Below are 17,358 nucleotides of genomic sequence, written 5' to 3' on the forward strand. Positions count from 1 at the left end.
AGGAGTTCCAAAATGAAATTATCAATTTCCAAAAAAATGTGGTTCGGGTTTTCATTTGTTTTACTTTTATTAGTTTTTATAAGTGTTACTTCTATTTTTACTTCCTATGACCTTGCAAATAAGTATAAAGATATTATTGATAAGGATATTGAAAAGATTAATCTAGTATCAGAAATTGAAGTAATTCAAAAGGATATGGCGACTGCTATACTAGAGTTCGTTATGTTTGGTTCAGATGATGCTATCCAAAAATTTGATCAAGAAATAGAAAAGGGATCAGTTGCAGCTCGTGCTTTAATAGAATCGGTAAAGGATGAAGAGTCACAAAAGTTATTAAAGGACCTTCAAACAGAGACTGTACAGCTTTTTGAATCAAATGATAAAATAATCACGTTGAAAAAAAGCAATCAACCCTTTGAACAATATGCAGCAAAGTCAAGCGAGCTTAACGGCAATGCTTTGGCGATTTTAGGTGAGTTAAAACAAATTCAAGAAAAAAATATGCTACAGACTAGAGAAGAATTAGATACATATAATGATAAAGTTAACCTATTTATAATCATATTAGTAATCTCAAGTATTATTATAGGTATACTCGTTTCTCATTTCATCAGTAAAGGTATTTCTGCTCCAATACGCAAGGTGACAGAGGGACTAGAGGAAATTGCAAAAGGTAACCTGAAAGTAGAACCAATCGTTATTAAAAATAAAGACGAAGTTGGGGCAATGGCAACTACGTTTAATAAAATGACAAGTGATTTACAACGTATCGTCTCTAACGTTCGCGATTCCTCTATGCAGCTTGCCGCTAATGCAGAAGAACTGTCTGCAAGCTCAGAGGAAAGCCTAGCATCCTCTCAAATGGTGGCAAAATCTGCAGAGGATCAAATGGCAGCAAGTGAAGAGCAAGTGAAGCATGTTGAAAACTCTGTGCAATCTATGGCTGAAATGCAACAAGGCGTATCAGACATTTCACAAAACAACAAAGAAATGCTGGAAGCAACAGATGGCGTGAAAAAGCTCGTTACCAAAGGCTCTACAGTAGTATCTGGAGTAGCAAGTCAAATGAACACCATTCATGAAACATTCAAAGAAACAACAGAAATTATGAATAACATGGCTAAGCATTCCAATGAAATACAGTCCATTACAGCTTTAATCACGGATATTTCAGAGCAAACGAATCTACTTGCGCTGAATGCTGCGATTGAAGCAGCGCGTGCAGGCGAATATGGAAAAGGCTTCGCAGTAGTTGCAGAAGAAGTACGCAAGCTTGCTGAGCAATCCAAAAACTCTGCTTCTGAAATTGAATCCATGGTAAAACTAATCCAGTCCGCATCTTCTGAGGCAGTCAAAGCTATTACAACAGGTGGAGACAAGGTTGAGGATGGTCTTTCTAAGACAACCGAATCATTAGACGTGTTCAATGAAATTGAGTCCAGTGTAGAAGAAGTTGCAGTGAAAGTTGCAACAGTTACTACAGCAATTGAACATATTAAGGAAATGACTAACTCTGTGACTGAAAGTGCTCAAGAAGTAGAAAACTTGGCAAACCACGCAGCAGAGGGAGCAAGTGATACGAGTGCAGCTACCGAGCAGCAATTAGCAGCAACCGAAGAAATTTCAACAAATGCACAAACCTTGGCGACACTTGCAGAAAAACTGCAAAGTGAAGTAAGCCACTTTAAAATCTAATATTTGGGGTAACCCTTAAAAAGGCATTGTCACATATTGTGACGATGTCTTTTTTTGTAGGAGTGATATAGAGAAGTGGCAAAGTGTAGGGGTCTATGGCGGAAGTTCTACAGTTATCAGATGAAGTGTTGTGGGAAACAAGGGAAGTGTTGCAGAGACGTGGCAAAGTGTTGCGCTAACGGGAGAAAGAATTGCGGGAAATAAAAGAGTTGCGGGAAATAGAGAAAGTGTTGCGCAAATCAGTGAAGTATTGCAGAAATTGGTCAAAGTGTTGCGCTAAAGGGAGGAAGTATTGCGAGAAATAAAAGAGCCACTGGCAAGTAGGAGGAGTGTTCCCTAGAAGTAAAGTAATTGCAGTGTTACTTAATAGGAAAAATATTTTTTTGAATCCCCTCTTCTTTTACCAAATCCCCACACATATGCCTCTCACAATCATGTTATGTATAAACAAATTTTAAAATAATTTTTCCTTATACAAAATGCGATATATCGCTATTGTAAGCGATTACAATATAAATGAATATTCGAAACTAACAGAAAATTTAAAGAAATACGGTTGACTCTAAGGTTTATAGGGGTTATGATATCTTCAATATATTAAATATTGCAAGAAAATTCACAAAGTAAGTTAAACAGGTATTTACGAATTTTGCATAGGCAAACGCGTTGAAGCGGTAAAGTATAGGGGCGATAAATATGAGAAGTGACATGATTAAAAAGGGTGTAGATCGAGCCCCACATCGTAGCTTACTTTACGCTACTGGGGTAAAAACAAGAGACTTGGATAAGCCGTTTATCGGTGTCTGTAACTCGTATATCGATATTATTCCTGGCCATATGCATCTAAATAAGTTTGCAGAGGTTGTAAAGGATGCCATTAGAGAAGCAGGAGGTATACCATTCGAATTCAACACAATTGGTGTAGATGATGGAATCGCAATGGGGCATATTGGAATGCGATATTCGCTTCCAAGTCGAGAGCTAATTGCAGATTCAGCAGAAACGGTTATCAATGCACACTGGTTTGACGGAGTCTTTTATATTCCGAACTGTGACAAGATAACTCCAGGAATGCTAATGGCCGCTGTAAGAACGAATGTCCCATCGGTTTTCGTATCAGGCGGACCAATGGAGGCGGGAGTTTCTGCAGATGGTAAGCAGCTTTCCCTTACTTCCGTTTTTGAAGGGGTCGGATCGTATAAGTCGGGCTCGATGACTGCAGAACAGCTTTTAGACATCGAACAAAACGCCTGTCCGACCTGTGGCTCATGCTCCGGGATGTTCACGGCAAACTCCATGAACTCTTTAATGGAAATGCTAGGTGTTACGTTACCTGGTAATGGTACGATCGTTGCTACATCGGATGAGAGACACCAACTGATTCGAGAGGCGGCAAAGCATCTTGTCCGAATGGTCAAGGAGGATGTGAAGCCTCGAGATTTGATTACGAAGGAAACAATCGATGATGCATTTGCACTTGATATGGCAATGGGCGGATCGACCAATACAGTGTTACATACGTTAGCAATCGCTCACGAGGCAGAAATTGAGTATAACGTCAGTGAAATAAATGAAGTAGCTAAGCGAATTCCTTATTTATCTAAAATTATGCCAGCATCTGATTACTCCATGCATGATGTTCACTTAGCTGGAGGAGTCAGCGCCATTATAAAAGAGCTTTGTGAAATACCTGGAGCGGTTCACCCGGATCGACTAACGATTACTGGTAAGTCACTCTATGAAAATGTGAAAGACTGCGAGATTAAAAATGAGCAGGTGATTAGAAGAAAAGAAAATCCTTATAGTCCAGTAGGTGGGTTATCCGTCTTATTCGGAAACATTGCACCAGAGGGCGGAGTCATCAAGGTTGGTGCGGTCGATCCTTCTATTAAGGAATTCACTGGTGAGGCAATCGTCTTTGATTCGCAGGAGGCTTCACAAGAAGCTATTGATAATGGAACGGTCAGAGAAGGTCACGTAGTCGTTATTCGCTACGAGGGTCCAAGAGGTGGTCCAGGAATGCCAGAAATGCTGGCACCGACATCGGCGATTCAAGGTCGTGGATTAGGAACAAAGGTGGCACTGATTACAGATGGAAGGTTCTCAGGTGCTTCCCGAGGAATTTCTATCGGGCATATCTCTCCAGAGGCTGCTGACGGAGGACCGATTGCTTTAGTAGAAAATGGCGACATAATCGCGATTGATCTTATTAATAGAACGATAGAGTTACAGGTGAGTGAGGAAGAGCTCGTTAGAAGAAGAGCAGATTTACAACCATTTGAACCAAAGATTAAAAAAGGATATTTAGCAAGGTATTCCAAGCTCGTTACATCTGCAAGTACAGGTGGCGTGATGAAAATATAAATATTGCTGTAAATCTATGATGAGGCAAAAGTTAAAGGAATTTTGTATTCACAGAGAGCCGGTAGTGCTGGGAGCCGGCAATACAACCTTTAGCGACATCCCCTCGGAGTGAGGTGTTGAACGGGATTATCCCTTTTAGATACTTCCGGGTGTAGTAATAAGCTACTCTCGTTAAAAATGGACGTTCGATGCTATGTCGTTTGTCTGCGAGGTAGCGGTTGCGCTACGAATTAGGGTGGTACCATGAAAAGAATTTCATCCCTATACAAAAGAACGATGGTTTCTTTGTGTGGGAGGAAATTCTTTTCTTTTTTATTAGATAAAAACTGGACGATTTGAGGAAGAGGAGGAATGATGATGAAGTTAACTGTAGAAGCGGAGCAATTGTTAGAGGAGCCGGCGACCAGTATAGCTGTCCCGGAAAAGAATGGTGCAGACGTGTTTATCGAGACGCTAAAAAGGCACCAGGTGGAAGTAGTATTTGGATATCCAGGTGGTGCAGTCTTACCGATTTATGATGCACTGCATAAAAACCCGATTAAGCATATTCTTGCCCGTCATGAGCAAGGAGCAATACATGCAGCAGAAGGATATGCACGAGTGTCTGGGAAAGTCGGAGTGGTGATTGCAACATCGGGCCCTGGTGCTACAAATGTGGTGACGGGGATTGCAGATGCAATGATGGATTCGATTCCATTAGTCGTATTTACTGGCCAGGTCGCCACAACCGTTATCGGAACAGATGCCTTCCAGGAGGCAGACATCATTGGAATCACACAGCCAATTACGAAGCACAATTACCAAGTAAAGGATGTAGCAGATTTCCCAAGAATTATGAACGAAGCATTTCACATTGCTTCCACAGGTCGTCCAGGACCAGTAGTCGTCGATATACCTAAAAATATAGCAACAGGTATTTTCACCCCAAGGGAAGGGGAAACGGAAGCAGTTAATTTACCAGGCTATCAGCCAACTACTACGCCGAACTTCCTGCAAATTCAGAAGGCGGCTCAGGCAATCTCTACAGCAAAGCAACCATTAATATTAGCGGGAGCAGGAGTTTTGTTTGCAAACGCCTCAGAACAACTAAAGGAGCTAGCAGAAAAATACCAAATACCGATTACAAATACGCTACTAGGGCTAGGTAGTATCGAGGGAACACATCCTTTGTTTCTAGGAATGGCCGGTATGCACGGGACATACACAGCGAATATGGCCATCCAAACATGCGACCTACTCATTAACATAGGAGCAAGATTCGATGACCGTTTAACAGGGAATTTAAATTACTTTGCTCCAAACGCGAAAGTGATTCATATCGATATAGATCCAGCTGAAATCGGTAAAAACGTACCAACCGAAATACCGATTGTTGCGGACGCAAAAGAGGCATTAGAGGCCCTACTCCATCAAAATGCACCAAATGGCAACACAGCAGCTTGGCTAGAGAGCTTAAAGGTCAATCAAGAGCAATACCCATTACACTATGATGCAAGTGGAGATAGGGGACTACTTCCTCAGCAGGTTTTAGAACTAGTGCAGGAATACACAAATGGAGAGGCTGTTGTGACAACCGATGTCGGACAGCATCAAATGTGGACAGCGCAGTATTACAAGTTCCGTAAGCCACACAATTGGGTGACCTCAGGTGGTCTAGGGACGATGGGATTTGGCTTCCCAGCAGCAATTGGAGCTCAAATAGCTAAGCCAGATGAGAGGGTGGTTTCCATCGTTGGAGATGCTGGATTTCAGATGACACTTCAGGAGCTCTCCTTACTCCAAGAAATGCGTATACCGGTAAAGGTCATTATTTTAAACAATCAGGCACTCGGTATGGTTCGTCAGTGGCAGGAAACCTTCCACGGAGAACGTTATTCTCAATCCTTAATACCGGTACAGCCAGATTTTATCAAGCTGGCAGCTGCTTACGATATTAAGGGATATAAAATCGAGACATATGAAGAGGCAAAGGTGCAATTAAAAGAAGCACTCGAGTCGGATGAGCCAGTGCTGATCGATTGCCGAGTAGTCCAAAAGGAAAGTGTCCTTCCAATGGTTGTCCCAGGCACAGCATTACACGAAATGATTGGGGTGAAGCCAGAATGAAACGAATCATTACTGTCACGGTCATCAATCAAAGTGGAGTGCTTAATCGCGTGACTGGTCTCCTGATGAAGCGTCAATTCAATATTGAGAGCATCACAGTAGGTCACACCGAGCAGCCTCAAATTTCTAAAATGACCTTTGTCGTTAACGTAGAGGATGAACAGAAGCTTGAACAGCTGTTAAAGCAGCTCCAAAAACAAGTAGACGTGCTGAAGGTAAATGATATTACAGAAAAATCAATAGTAGTTAGGGAGCTCGCATTAGTAAAAGTAGTGTCTCCACCTTCTGTAAGAGTGGAGATCAATAGTTTAGTAGAGCCTTTCCGAGCTTCAACGATTGATACAGGAAAAAATGTTGTTACATTCCAGGTCACTGGAAACCCAGAAAAAATAGATGCGTTTATCGAGCTCGTCAAGCCTTATGGCATTAAAGAATTAACAAGAACTGGTGTTACTGCCTTTGTAAGAGAAACGCAAAAGGCCGCAAATGCACCTTATCTTTCTATATTGCAATAACAAAACAAACAATCTGAGGAGGAAATGAAAATGGCGAAAATGTATTATAACGGGGATATCAATGAAGGATCTTTAAAGGAAAAAACAATTGCAATCATCGGATACGGATCACAAGGTCATGCACATGCACAAAACTTAAAGGATTCAGGCTTTAACGTGATTGTAGGAATTCGTGCTGGAAAATCATTTGACCAGGCAAAAGAAGATGGGCAAGACGTTTACTCGGTGCAAGAGGCTGCTGAAAAAGCAGACGTAATTATGATTTTATTGCCTGATGAACGACAAAAAGCTGTATATGAGGCAGAAATCGAAGCTGCTTTAACAGCGGGCAAGGCGTTAGTATTCGCTCACGGCTTTAATATTCACTTCGACCAAATCGTTCCTCCATCAGACGTGGATGTATTTTTAGTAGCTCCAAAGGGACCAGGGCATTTAGTACGCCGTACATTTGAATCTGGAGCAGGCGTACCTGGCTTGTTCGCGGTATACCAAGATGCAACGGGTCAAGCAAAGGAATTGGCATTGGCCTATGCAAAAGGGATTGGGGCGGCTCGTGCTGGAGTGTTAGAAACAACGTTTAAGGAAGAAACAGAAACAGATCTTTTCGGAGAGCAAGCAGTGCTTTGCGGTAGTACAACAGCAATCGTAAAAGCAGGCTTCGAAACATTAGTAGAAGCAGGCTATCAGCCAGAACTTGCATACTTTGAAACGTTACATGAGTTAAAGCTAATCGTGGACCTGATGTATGAGGGAGGAATGGCGACGATGCGTTCTTCCATTTCAGACACAGCGGAGTGGGGAGATTTCGTTTCCGGCCCACGCATCATTGATTCATCGGTAAAGGATCGCATGAAGGATGTATTAACGGATATCCAAAACGGTAAGTTCGCGAAGGAATGGATTCAGGAGAACGAAACAGGACGTCCGAAATACAATGCTATCAAACAAGCAGAAGCAGAGCATCCAATCGAAACGGTAGGTGCACAGCTGCGAGAAATGATGCCATTTATCAATGAAGGAAAAAAAGCGAAGAAGGAAGTGGTGACGAGTGGCCAAAATTGATATTTTCGACACGACACTAAGAGATGGGGAGCAGTCCGCTGGGATTAACTTAAACACCCAGGAAAAGCTAGAAATCGCTCGCCAGCTAGAAAAGTTTGGAGTATCGATTATTGAGGCGGGTTTTCCTGCTTCGTCACCTGGTGATTTCAACGCAGTTCAGCAAATAGCGAACACCGTTAAAAATTCAGTCGTAACTGGTCTCGCTCGTTCGATTAAAAGCGATATCGAAACGTCCTGGGAGGCATTAAGAGGAGGGGTTCAGCCTCACCTTCATACATTTATCGCTACATCGCCGATCCATATGCAATACAAGCTCAACAAAACACCGGAGCAGGTTATAGAAATCGCAGTAGAATCGGTGAAGCTAGCACGTAAATACTTTCCATTAGTGCAATGGTCTGCGGAGGATGCAACACGATCTGACAAGGATTTTCTAGTTCGTATTATCAATGAAGTCATTAAAGCCGGAGCTACAACGATTAATATTCCAGATACAGTGGGCTATGCAACACCGATTGAATATGGTGCTTTGTTTAGATATTTGTCCGAGAATGTTACTGGTATTGAGAAGGTTAAGCTTTCTGCACATTGTCATGATGATCTAGGTCTTGCTGTTTCGAACACACTTGCAGCTATTGAAAATGGAGCGACACAGGTTGAGGGCACGATCAATGGAATCGGTGAACGTGCAGGAAACGCAGCACTAGAGGAAGTTGCGGTCGCGTTGCATATTCGAAGCGATTATTACCAAGCGGAATCCGGCATCGTTCTAAAGGAAACTAAGCGTACGAGTCAGCTAGTAAGTAAGCTTACAGGAGTCGTCATTCAGCCGAACAAAGCAGTCGTCGGAAAAAATGCCTTTGCACATGAATCCGGCATTCATCAGGACGGGATGCTCAAAAACCCTGAAACGTATGAAATCATTACTCCAGAGCTAATTGGAGATGTCGCAACCGAGCTAGTGCTTGGTAAGCATTCCGGTCGTCACGCATTCTTTAGTCGTGCAGTGCAAATGGGCTTCCAGTTAAGCGATGAAAAGTTAAATGCAGCCTTTACAGCATTTAAGAAGCTTGCGGATCGTAAAAAGGAAATATCCGATGAGGATTTATTTGTTTTATTGACAGATCAGCAAGTAAGCAGTGGAGAAGTTGAGGTTTACGAATTAGAGGAACTAATCATTAACTACGAAAACAATGTACCGACTGCATCCATCACAGTGAAGATGCCAACTGGTGAGAGTACTACCGCCAAAGGTAACGGTTCTGGTGCGGTAGAGGCGATCTTTAACACATTAGAAAAGCTAGTCAATGGAGAGGTAAGAATTTTGGATTATCGGGTTTCCTCTGTTTCCAAAGGGCGAGATGCTCTAGGCGAGGCAGTGATCAATCTATCGTACAACGGAGCAACCTCTTCTGGAAGAAATGCATCGCAGGATGTACTTAAGGCATCTGCGAGAGCGTACATCAATGCAGTCAATCGACAACTAATGAATGCACATTTTAAAGAGCGTGTAGCAGTCATTCAATAAATAAAACAATGGGAGTGAATGGGATGGAAAAAACAATAACGGTATTACCTGGTGATGGAATCGGTCCTGAAGTAACGGAGGCAGCGGTAAAGGTGCTTCAAACAATTGCAAAGCGATATAATCATACATTTAATCTGCAATTTGCGTTAATCGGCGGAGCAGCAATTGATGCTTGTCAAAATCCACTGCCAGAAGAAACGATCAGCTTGTGCAGTGATAGTGATGCCATCCTATTAGGTGCGGTAGGTGGACCTAAATGGGATCAAAACCCATCTCATTTACGCCCTGAAAAAGGTTTATTGGCAATTCGCAAGCACTTCGGACTTTATGCGAATATTCGTCCAGTGAAGGCTATTCCAGCTCTACTAGAATCTTCTCCACTTAAAAAGGAAATCGCAGAAAATGTTGACATGGTAATAGTTCGAGAGCTGACAGGCGGCTTGTATTTTGCAGAGCCTCGCAAGAAAACAAATGATTACGCATTGGACACTCTAGTCTATACTCGCTCTGAGATCGAGCGAATTGTAGACACGGCATTCCAGCTTGCCCGGAGCCGAAGAGGTAAGCTAGCCTCTGTAGACAAAGCAAATGTACTGGATTCCAGCAAGCTGTGGAGAGAAATAGTAGAAGAGAAAAAACAAGGCTATCCGGACGTAGAAGTAGAGCATATGCTAGTCGATTCAACAGCGATGAAGCTAATCACTAAGCCAGGTGCTTTTGATGTCATTGTAACGGAAAACATGTTTGGAGATATTTTAAGCGATGAAGCGTCTGTGATCACGGGCTCACTAGGAATGCTACCATCTGCTAGTACCCGGGGTGACGGCTTCGGACTTTATGAACCGGTCCATGGCTCTGCGCCAGACATTGCAGGTCAAAATAAAGCGAACCCTGCTGCATGCATTCTATCTGCTGCCATGATGATTCGCGAGGCTTTCCAAATGGAAACAGAGGCTGCAGCCATCGAAGAAGCGGTATTTAATGTACTAAACGATGGTTACTTTACAGGAGACTTGCAGACGAACGGGAAGCGAGTTTTATCCACAAGTGAATGGACTGACAAGGTGTTAGATGAATTAGATTCAGAATTTGTTTCAGAAAGCATTATGTATTCATACGTATAAAAGGAGAGGGACTACATGGCAAAAACGATTATCGAGAAAATTTGGGATGAACATATTGTATACGAGGAAGAGGGGAAACCAGACCTTCTCTATATCGACCTTCATTTGCTTCACGAGGTAACGTCTCCCCAGGCGTTTGAGGGCTTACGCTTAAATAATCGTAAAGTACGCCGCCCAGACCTTTGCTTCGCAACGATGGATCATAATGTGCCAACAAGAAATCAAAAAGAAATTAAAGATGAAATTGCTCGTAAACAAATTAACACGTTACAGCAAAACTGTGATGAGTTCGGAGTTCCTTTAGCAAATATCGGACATCCAGACCAAGGAATTGTTCACATTATTGGGCCAGAGCTAGGCTTAACGCAGCCCGGTAAAACAATTGTGTGTGGAGATAGTCATACCTCCACACACGGTGCCTTTGGTGCCATCGCATTTGGTATCGGTACAAGTGAGGTAGAGCATGTTTTATCGACTCAAACTCTCTGGCAGGCTAAACCAAAAACGATGCAAATTAAAGTGAATGGTGAGCTCGGTATAGGAGTAACAGCGAAGGATATTATCCTAGCGATCATCGCTAAGTTCGGAATTGATATGGGAACTGGCTACATTGTGGAATATACCGGAGAAGCTATTCGGAAGCTTACGATGGAGGAGCGCATGACCATCTGTAATATGTCGATTGAAGCAGGAGCGAGAGCAGGTTTGATTAGCCCAGACGAGACAACAGTCGAGTTTTTACGAGGCAGAGAATACGTCCCAACAGGTGAAGCATTTGAACAGGAAGCTTCACGCTGGCTAGCCTTGGCTTCTGATCCAGAAGCTACTTACGACAAAACAGTGGAAATCAATGCAGAGGAAATCGAGCCGTTTGTCACTTGGGGAACAAACCCTTCGATGGGCTCTGGAGTGTCCCAAAGCATTCCGTATAAAACAGATTTCCAAGAGGCTTCCGATCAGCAGGCACATGAAAAAGCACTTACGTACATGGGACTGCAGGAAGGTATGCCATTGACGGACATTCAAATTAGTATTGTCTTTATCGGTTCTTGTACGAACGCTCGCTTAAGCGATCTGCGCAACGCAGCTAAAATAATTGAGGGGCGCACGGTTCATCCAAACGTCACAGCTATTGTAGTACCAGGCTCGCAAACCGTGAAGAAACAAGCAGAAGAGGAAGGCATTGACCAAATCTTCAAGGCAGCAGGCTTCGAATGGCGTGAATCTGGCTGCAGTATGTGTCTAGCGATGAATGATGACATTGTTCCCGCTGGAGAGCATTGTGCATCCACATCTAATCGTAACTTTGAAGGCCGACAAGGAGCAGGAGCGCGAACTCATCTCATGAGTCCAGCTATGGCAGCTGCTGCAGCTATCGAGGGTCATATCGTAGACGTTCGAAAATTTCAACTAGTGCCTGCATAAGGAGGAAAAAACATGGAGCCCATCAATGAAATCAAAAGTATCGTTACACCTTTAAATAGAAAAAACGTTGACACAGACCAAATTATTTCCAAAGAGTTTCTTAAAAGAATCGAGCGCACAGGATTTGGAAAATATCTTTTCTACCATTGGCGCTTCGATGCAGAAGGAAACAAACGTGCAGATTTTATCCTAAATGACGAGCGTTATAAGGAATCCGCTATTCTAGTGGCACATGAAAACTTTGGCTGCGGCTCCTCACGTGAGCATGCCCCATGGGCGATCCTGGACTATGGCTTCCGTGTCGTCATCGCACCAAGCTTTGCGGATATCTTCTACAACAACTGCATGAAAAACGGCATTCTTCCGATTAAATTATCGGTAGAGGAAGTAGAAGCCATTTTAAGTAAAGAAAATTATTCAATAGAAGTAAATTTAGAGGAGCAAACAATAGTGGGTGAGGATGGTGTCTCGTATTCATTCCCAATCGACCCTTACCAAAAGAAGATGCTTTTAAACGGTTGGGATGAAATCTCGCTAACTTTCCAATACGAAGACCAAATTAAAGCGTATGAGGAAAAGAAGTTTGCCACTGTATAAATAGTGAGCCACTAATCTAAAGAGATTAGTGGCTCTTATAATGTCGATGGGCTATGTACATAATAAAAAGAGTGAGATCATGGCATCATTTTTATTTATCACCGCTTGTTGGGGTTTTATCACCGTTCGGAGAGATTTATCACCGTTCGCGGAGGATTTATAACCGTTCGGAGAAAAATATCACCGTTCACGAAGATTTTATCACCGCTTACAGAAATATATGACCGGTAAGGAAGATAAGAGCAGTATAACGTGGAGGTCAATCTCCAAAACTAATATCAGTGCAATGTTTTCCTACAATAAAGAGTAGTTGACTTTAGTAGGTAATTAAAATATAATTACTTACGAAAAGTAACTTAAAAAAGAGGAGCAAATAAATTATGAAATTTCACCAAAAACCTTCTACATATGTCGAGCTTGTCGAGTTAAAGGTAACTGACCTAGAGCAATCACTTAAATTTTACGAGGAAGTAATCGGCTTTAAAGTATTAGATAGACAAGCAAGCAAAATTTGGCTAACAGCTGACGGGAAAACTGCTCTTTTATCCATTGAACAACCAGAAAACGTAGTGCCAAAAGAGCCTAAAACAACAGGGCTTTATCATTTCGCACTACTATTACCAAGACGTGAGGATTTAGGAGCTGTTTTAAGATTCTTTGCTGAAAATGGTATTCGTATTGGAGCGGGGGATCACCTTGTTAGTGAAGCGCTGTATTTAAATGATCCAGATGGAAATGGGATTGAGATTTATAGTGATCGACCAGAAACAGAGTGGAAATGGGAAAAAGGTGCTGTTGCTATGGACACTTTAGGAATCGATGCACCAGCTATTCTAGCAGCAGGTGCCAACACGGAATGGAACGGATTGCCCGAAGGAACTGTAATGGGACATATACATTTACAGGTAGTTGATCTAGAAGATGCAAAACAATTTTATGAGTTATTGGGGTTTGAAGTAGTTACTCCTTATCCTGGCGCTTTATTTATGTCTACTGGAAAGTACCATCACCATATCGGCTTGAACACTTGGGCGGGAGCAGGTGCACATCCAGCCTCAGAAAGCATGACTGGATTAGAGGCATTTAATATTGTTTATCCTTCTATAGAAGAAAGAGAGACAGCGGTAAAAAATTTGCGTGAACAAAATATTTCTGTTCTTGAAGAAAACGAAATTTTTTATACGAAAGATCCATCAGAAAACAAAATTAAAATGGTAGTAAAATAAAGAAAATGCCTCCAATTAGTAGTTGGGGCATTTTTCTTTATGTCCCAAATGCAATAAAAAAAGACTGGAACAACATCCAGTCTTCTTCCTCATTTTATAATGCCTTCAACATTCCACCATCAATTACTAGGCTTTGACCTGTCATATAAGTATTTGCCTCAGAGCATAAAAAGGTAATGACCTTGGCAAATTCAGCAGGCTCTCCATATCTGCCCATTGGAATGATTTGTTTAAACCCTTCTCGCACATCTTCTACGGTTATATCACGCTTTTTAGCTGCAATTTCATCTAGCTCTGTTACGCGATCTGTTTGAATGCGCCCTGGTCCAACGGTATTAATCAAGATATTATCCTTGCCATATTCTCTTGCAATACTTTTCGACAAACCAACCATACCCAATCGGAAGGTATTCGACAAAATTAGACCATCTAATACTTCTTTAGTAGAAGACGAAGAAATGTTTACTATTCTGCCGAATTTTTGTGTTTGCATGAATGGAATAGCTTGTCGAATGGTACGTATATAGCTAAGCAGATTTTTTTCAAATGCTTCCATCCAGTCTTGATCGGTTACTTGTCCGAATCCTCCTGGAGATGGGCCACCAGCATTATTGACTAAAATGTCTACTCCACCAAGCTTAGTTTCTGCTTCTTTAAATAATTGAGCAATATCCTCTTCCTTCGTAACGTCACAAACGGTGTAGAAGATATCTGGATTGGAGCTATGTTGTTTAATGTCCTCCATGGTTACCTTTAATTCTTCTTCATTGCGACTAGAGATAAGCACCTTTGCTCCTTCTTGTGCAAACTGTAAAGCGGTTGCTTTTCCTAAGCCCTTACTTGATGCCGTTACTATAACACGTTTATTTTGGAGTCCTAAGTCCATTTAAGCGCTCAACCCTTTCTTTTCTTATTTATAAGAATATCTTACATTTAATATTCAGATTTGTCAGTGTAAATGATTATCTTCGATTTGATCGTCAATATTTGATGAAACAGCAGCCCTCCAAAGAGCGATGTATACGCTGTTTTTAGTTTGTTAAATATTTTATTTTCATTACTTTATAACTACCTATTTTTTTAGTATGCAGAGATAGATAAAATTATTCGTTTTGTCCTAAAAACAGATTAAGAGAAGATTTCACAGATTTTACATCTATATTTAGCGTAGAAACCATCGACAATTGTCGATGGTTTTTTGTTGAAAACCTTATGTATCAAGGGTTGTCCCAAATTTAACAGGAAATTTCCTTGATTACATTAGACGTCTTTTGTAATGAAAATGTTACATAACTGTAAAATAAAAAAGGTTTAAAGAGTGATAAGATGAATATAGTTAAGTTTTCAGAAAATTTATGACGTCGGAGGAACTACATGAACTTGAAGTCTATATCGCAAAAAGTCATTGGTATAATTATTTTATCTATGCTTTTAGTCACAATTCCATATGCAGCTAATACTGAAGCTTCTAGCTCAATAGATTCATCTGAATTAGTATCCACTGCTAAAAACTTAATAGGCATTAAATATCGCGGAGGCGGCACTACTACTGCTGGATTTGATTGTTCAGGGTTTGTAGGCTACGTATTTGATGATTTAGGAGTTAATCTTCCAAGATCATCCGCAGGTATGTATGCAAAAGGATCAAAAGTAGAAAAGGACGATCTTTCATCAGGGGATTTAGTTTTCTTTAATACATCTGGTAAAGGCGTATCGCATGTTGGCATTTACATTGGAGACGGGAAATTTATTCACTCTTCAAGCTCAAAAGGTGTAAAGGTAGATAAGCTAAGCGATCCATACTATTGGGGCAAACGTTTTGTCGGAGCTAAACGAGTAGCAGATGTAACGATGACTGCAAATAAATAAACATATAACAAGGTACCTTATCGGATTAGTCGATAAGGTATTTTTTTATAGTTTCAATCACACTAGGATGGGTTGCATTTAATATATCAGTGGTTTTCCTTTTCTAAGCCTTATAATTTTTATAGGATTATGGAAATTATACCCACATTAAAGGTTCACTTACTTATGATTACCAACTAAAACTCCAATAAAAGCGGAATTATATTATGAAATATCAAAGTGTTTAAAATCCATAAATAGGGTATAAAAGTAGTAGAAACATTATTTTCATATACCTCTGGCAGTTGAATAACTTCTTGTAAATAAATTCTTTATTAGGCATAATGAAGAAAAATAGAAGGTTATTATTGGTTCCTGTGGGAGGACATGTTATGCAATATAAGAGAAATGAATATTTTCGTTACACATTTGGTGAACCTACTGAAGCAACTTTTCGTCTAATAAAAGACTCGGGAGGTGACCAGCCTGCTGAATTCTCTAATAAGGGGAACTGTCAAATCGTAGATATAAGCCCAAATGGCTTGCGAATGGTCACAGAGCTATCCATTGCTATCGAGCTAATAAAGCGAATCGAGATAAGTTTTATTATTGATGAGACTTCGCTGGATATGATAGGTGAGCTTGTTTGGTGTAAGAAGAGTGTGCATGGTTTCTTCGAATACGGAGTACGATTAGATGGGGATCATGACAAGGAGCAAAGAATTGTTAATGAACTGAAAGCTCGCCGGCGAAAAGAAGTGGAAAACAAACCCAAAGTTGTGACAAGATTCGACAAAAAATAATTATTTTATTTCTTAAAAAGAAGGATATTAAATAGGGATTGTAGAAATATTATATAGAGTTAAATTAAAGGAGGAGTTTACATGCTAAACTTTAACATTCGTGGAGAAAACCTTGAGGTGACTCCTGCAATTCGTGATTACGTTGAGGGTAAGATCGAAAAAGTTGGTCGATACTTCAACGAAGAAATTCAAGCGACTGCAAATGTCAACTTAAAGGTATACAATGACAAACAAACTAAGGTCGAAGTGACAATCCCGATGAAGAATTTAACTTTAAGAGCGGAAGAACGTCATACTGATATGTATGCCGCTATTGATTTAATAGTAGATAAATTAGAACGTCAAATTCGTAAATATAAAACAAAAGTAAATCGTAAAAGCCGTGAGCGTGAAGGTGTTGGAGCTTACTTCGCTGCAATCGATCCACCAGATGCTCCAGTTTCAAATTTAGAAGAAGACGAATACAATATCGTCCGTACTAAACAATTTGATTTAAAACCAATGGATCAGGAAGAAGCAGTTTTACAAATGAACATGCTTGGTCACAACTTCTTCATCTTTACTGATGCTGACTCAATGGGTACTCATATTGTGTATAAGCGTAGAGATGGAAAATACGGTTTAATCGAAACAAACTAAATACATCAATGAAGCTTTCTGTGCCACATATTAATGTCTATAGGGCATCGACAAAAAGCGACAAAGCTCTTCTCGTTACTTGAGAAGAGCTTTTAATATTGGGTAGGAAGTGTACCTGGGGATAAATTGATGTCTAGCTGCTCCGCCTTGCCCCTCGGGGTCAAATGGGTAAAAGCTCCGGTGGCTGAAGAGCTGCCTCCTCGCTTTTCTCCATTTGCCTGTCGGGGCAGAGATAGGCGATTGTGCTTTTCTTGATGTCTAGCTCTACCGTCTTGCCCCTCGGGGTCAAATGGGTAAAAGCTCCAGTGGCTGAAGAACTGCCTCCTCGCTTTTTCCCATTTGCCTGTCGGGGCAACATAGGCGGTTACGCTTTTCTTGTGTTACTCATTTGCGTGAGTATGTAACGAATGGTAAAATGGAGAGTAA

General features: G+C 41.1%; 15 protein-coding genes. 13 read left to right on the forward strand and 2 right to left on the reverse strand.

Annotated elements, in window-relative coordinates:
* Positions 1-12: 12 nt before the first annotated feature.
* The 10 genes from M3627_RS01955 to M3627_RS02000 all read left to right on the forward strand — a co-directional run bounded on the left by M3627_RS01955 (position 13) and on the right by M3627_RS02000 (position 13,642).
* The gene (locus M3627_RS01955; protein ID WP_251552792.1) at positions 13-1,695 is read left to right on the forward strand and encodes a methyl-accepting chemotaxis protein; all 1,683 of its coding nucleotides are present in this window, start codon (positions 13-15) and stop codon (positions 1,693-1,695) included.
* A gap of 696 nt (positions 1,696-2,391) precedes the next feature.
* Positions 2,392-4,059: a dihydroxy-acid dehydratase gene (ilvD, locus tag M3627_RS01960; RefSeq protein WP_169358833.1), complete on the forward strand. Its 1,668-nt coding sequence runs from the start codon at positions 2,392-2,394 to the stop codon at positions 4,057-4,059.
* Between the two features lie 357 nt (positions 4,060-4,416).
* Positions 4,417-6,165 (forward strand): biosynthetic-type acetolactate synthase large subunit, encoded by a 1,749-nt coding sequence (ilvB, locus tag M3627_RS01965; protein WP_251552793.1) that lies wholly within the window; start codon positions 4,417-4,419, stop codon positions 6,163-6,165.
* Positions 6,162-6,680, forward strand: coding sequence for an acetolactate synthase small subunit (ilvN, locus tag M3627_RS01970; RefSeq protein WP_251552794.1), 519 nt, complete (start codon positions 6,162-6,164; stop codon positions 6,678-6,680). Before ilvB ends, ilvN begins: the two co-directional genes overlap by 4 nt.
* A 24-nt stretch (positions 6,681-6,704) precedes the next feature.
* The gene (gene ilvC / locus M3627_RS01975; protein ID WP_483315270.1) at positions 6,705-7,742 is read left to right on the forward strand and encodes a ketol-acid reductoisomerase; all 1,038 of its coding nucleotides are present in this window, start codon (positions 6,705-6,707) and stop codon (positions 7,740-7,742) included.
* Entirely contained in the window at positions 7,729-9,270 is a 1,542-nt protein-coding gene (locus tag M3627_RS01980; protein WP_251552796.1) for a 2-isopropylmalate synthase, read from the forward strand. The genes ilvC and M3627_RS01980 overlap by 14 nt, the downstream gene beginning before the upstream one ends.
* A gap of 23 nt (positions 9,271-9,293) precedes the next feature.
* Complete coding sequence (gene leuB / locus M3627_RS01985; protein WP_169358838.1) at positions 9,294-10,394, forward strand: 3-isopropylmalate dehydrogenase; 1,101 nt, start codon at positions 9,294-9,296, stop codon at positions 10,392-10,394.
* A gap of 15 nt (positions 10,395-10,409) precedes the next feature.
* Complete coding sequence (gene leuC, locus M3627_RS01990) at positions 10,410-11,819, forward strand: 3-isopropylmalate dehydratase large subunit (RefSeq protein ID WP_251552797.1); 1,410 nt, start codon at positions 10,410-10,412, stop codon at positions 11,817-11,819.
* A 12-nt stretch (positions 11,820-11,831) separates the two neighbouring features.
* On the forward strand, positions 11,832-12,416 hold the full coding sequence (gene leuD / locus M3627_RS01995; RefSeq protein ID WP_251552798.1) for a 3-isopropylmalate dehydratase small subunit: 585 nt from the start codon (positions 11,832-11,834) through the stop codon (positions 12,414-12,416).
* 380 nt (positions 12,417-12,796) lie between these two features.
* Positions 12,797-13,642, forward strand: coding sequence for a VOC family protein (locus M3627_RS02000; protein ID WP_251552799.1), 846 nt, complete (start codon positions 12,797-12,799; stop codon positions 13,640-13,642).
* A gap of 94 nt (positions 13,643-13,736) precedes the next feature.
* Here the strand turns inward: M3627_RS02000 and M3627_RS02005 are convergent, their stop codons facing one another.
* Positions 13,737-14,528, reverse strand: coding sequence for an SDR family oxidoreductase (locus M3627_RS02005; RefSeq protein ID WP_251552800.1), 792 nt, complete (start codon positions 14,526-14,528; stop codon positions 13,737-13,739).
* Positions 14,529-15,016: 488 nt separating this feature from the next.
* On the opposite strand from M3627_RS02005, the gene M3627_RS02010 reads away from it, so the two are divergent.
* The 3 genes from M3627_RS02010 to hpf all read left to right on the forward strand — a co-directional run bounded on the left by M3627_RS02010 (position 15,017) and on the right by hpf (position 16,932).
* Positions 15,017-15,511 carry a C40 family peptidase gene (locus M3627_RS02010; RefSeq protein WP_169358843.1) on the forward strand — a complete coding sequence of 165 codons (495 nt, stop codon included), beginning with the start codon at positions 15,017-15,019 and terminating at the stop codon, positions 15,509-15,511.
* A gap of 371 nt (positions 15,512-15,882) precedes the next feature.
* The gene (locus tag M3627_RS02015; protein WP_251552801.1) at positions 15,883-16,293 is read left to right on the forward strand and encodes a PilZ domain-containing protein; all 411 of its coding nucleotides are present in this window, start codon (positions 15,883-15,885) and stop codon (positions 16,291-16,293) included.
* An 81-nt stretch (positions 16,294-16,374) separates the two neighbouring features.
* Positions 16,375-16,932: a ribosome hibernation-promoting factor, HPF/YfiA family gene (hpf, locus tag M3627_RS02020; protein ID WP_251552802.1), complete on the forward strand. Its 558-nt coding sequence runs from the start codon at positions 16,375-16,377 to the stop codon at positions 16,930-16,932.
* Positions 16,933-17,092: 160 nt separating this feature from the next.
* Here hpf and M3627_RS20735 read toward each other — a convergent pair whose 3' ends face one another.
* Positions 17,093-17,221, reverse strand: coding sequence for a hypothetical protein (locus tag M3627_RS20735; RefSeq protein ID WP_285841611.1), 129 nt, complete (start codon positions 17,219-17,221; stop codon positions 17,093-17,095).
* Positions 17,222-17,358 lie beyond the last annotated feature (137 nt).

This window comes from Psychrobacillus sp. MER TA 171 (assembly GCF_023713305.1).
Taxonomy (GTDB): Bacteria; Bacillota; Bacilli; order Bacillales_A; family Planococcaceae; genus Psychrobacillus.